The 1,949-nt window shown below is 65.9% G+C and carries 2 protein-coding genes; one reads left to right on the plus strand and one right to left on the minus strand.

The features are described from left to right. The first annotated feature begins 157 nt into the window (after positions 1-157). Positions 158-946, plus strand: a complete 789-nt coding sequence (locus DYI24_RS25670; RefSeq protein ID WP_164574316.1) for an inositol monophosphatase family protein — start codon at positions 158-160, stop codon at positions 944-946. A gap of 375 nt (positions 947-1,321) precedes the next feature. Here the strand turns inward: DYI24_RS25670 and DYI24_RS25675 are convergent. Continuing rightward, positions 1,322-1,949: U32 family peptidase (locus DYI24_RS25675; RefSeq protein WP_164574317.1), on the minus strand; the 628-nt coding region annotated here is incomplete at its 5' end.

The following is a 1,949-nucleotide window of genomic DNA, read 5'->3' on the forward strand; positions in this document are numbered from 1 at the left end:
GATCGCGCCAAGGCCGAAGAGGCGGCGCGGACCTGGATCGGCGGCGGCAAATGATCCGGGTTGACGCCGCCCGCCGCACAGGGCACCCCTTGCGGCCGCAAACCCCACACATCCCCTTCCCGACCAGACCGTTCGCAGGTCGTCACGAGACCAGACCATGATCCATTCCGCTCTCATCAACGTCATGGTCAAGGCGGCGCGCCGCGCCGGCCGCAGCCTCAAGCGCGACTTCGGCGAGATCGAGAATCTCCAGGTGTCGCTGAAGGGGCCGGCGAACTTCGTATCGCGCGCCGACAAGCGGGCCGAAGAGATGCTGTACGAGGACCTGACGAAGGCGCGCCCGGGCTACGGCTTCCTCGGCGAAGAAGGCGGCACGCGCGAAGGCGCCGACAAGAGCCATCGCTGGATCGTCGACCCGCTCGACGGCACCACCAACTTCCTGCACGGCATCCCGCATTTCGCGATCTCGATCGGTCTCGAGCGCGAGGGCACGATGATCGCCGGCCTGATCTACAATCCGGCCAATGAGGAACTGTACATCGCCGAGCGCGGCAAGGGCGCGTTCCTCAACGACACCCGGCTGCGCGTCGCCAACCGCCGCGAACTCCACGACTGCGTCATCGGCTGCGGCCTGCCGCATCTCGGCCGCGGCGACTTCGCGCAGAACCAGCGCGAAATGGCCGCGCTGCAGCCGAAGGTCGCCGGCCTACGCCGGTTCGGCACCGCTTCGCTCGACCTTGGCGCGGTCGCGGCCGGCCGCTTCGACGGCTTCTGGGAACGCAATCTGTCGCCGTGGGACATCGCGGCCGGCATCGTGATGATCCGCGAAGCCGGCGGCACCGTCGGCGACATCAACGGCGGCGACGTGCTCAAGACCGGCGACATCGTCTGCGGCAACGAAACCATCCACGCCGAACTCGCCCGGATCTTGAAGCCGCTAAGCTGAAGCGCTGAGCAGACGCTGGTCGTAAACGGCTCCCCTTAAACAGTCGTCATCGCCGGGCTCGACCCGGCGATCCATCTTCTTCAATTGATGTTGTTGAACACGCGCTCACGCGCGGGATGGATGCGCGGGCCTTCGCCGCGCCGAAGGGGCTTCGGCCCCGCAGGCGGGTCAAGCCCGCGCATGACGTGGCAGCGTGATTGTCCGCAGTGCCACACCAAACGCCCCTCGGTCGTCCTCGCCCGCGTAGGCGGGCGATCCAGTATTCCAGAGCTTTGCTTCAAGAATCAGCGCATCACCGTACTGAGTCCTCCGCATACGCGGAGGATGACGGTTGGTGGTGTGGAGACGGCGCCGAACTTTAAATAATCGCCGGCCTTACGCCGCAGGCACGATCCGCCGCACGTCGCCCGAGTCGGTGACGAAGGCGGCGCCAGGCTTGGAGAACAGGAAGCCATTCGACTTCTTCAGCGAATAAAGCTGGTCGAGCTTCTGCGCACCTTCGGCCACCGCGGTCTTGCCGTCGATCACGTCGCGATACAGCTTGGCGACCGCCACCATGTCGCACTGCTGCGGCGACAGGCGCATCGAGGAAACGCCGGCGTCCTTGAGCTTGTCGATGTCGCCGAGCAGGCTGGCGCAGGTGTAGGACAGCGTCTGCACGCCGTTCATCGCCAGGAACGGCTCGTCATCGAGCGTCGTCACGGCGAGACCGTCGGGATCCTGCTCGCAGACGAATTTGCAATTGTCCTTCGCCAGCTTGTTGAGCCGGGCGTGATAGCAACGCGCCGAGATCGCCAGCGGTACGCGGCCGAACGAGAACACCTCGAACGACACGTTGGGCAGCGACTTGGCAATGCTGCGGATCGCCGACAGCGGCAGCTCCGGCGGCAGGCAATTGCGGCTGGCGCCGCGCGAGGCGAAATACGCCGCGGTCGACTCGTTGTAGATGTTGACGAACGGACCGATCGCGTGGGCCTTGCCGCCGAGCATGCCGAGGCAGGAG

Origin of the sequence: Rhodopseudomonas sp. BR0C11 (assembly GCF_010820945.1) — a bacterium.
In the GTDB taxonomy this organism is placed as follows: Bacteria; Pseudomonadota; Alphaproteobacteria; order Rhizobiales; family Xanthobacteraceae; genus Rhodopseudomonas; species Rhodopseudomonas palustris_H.

Coding starts and splice junctions, on each gene's coding strand:
- DYI24_RS25670 (WP_164574316.1), top strand. CDS start 158: ATGATCCATTCCGCTCTCATCAACGTCATGGTCAAGGCGGCGCGCCGC.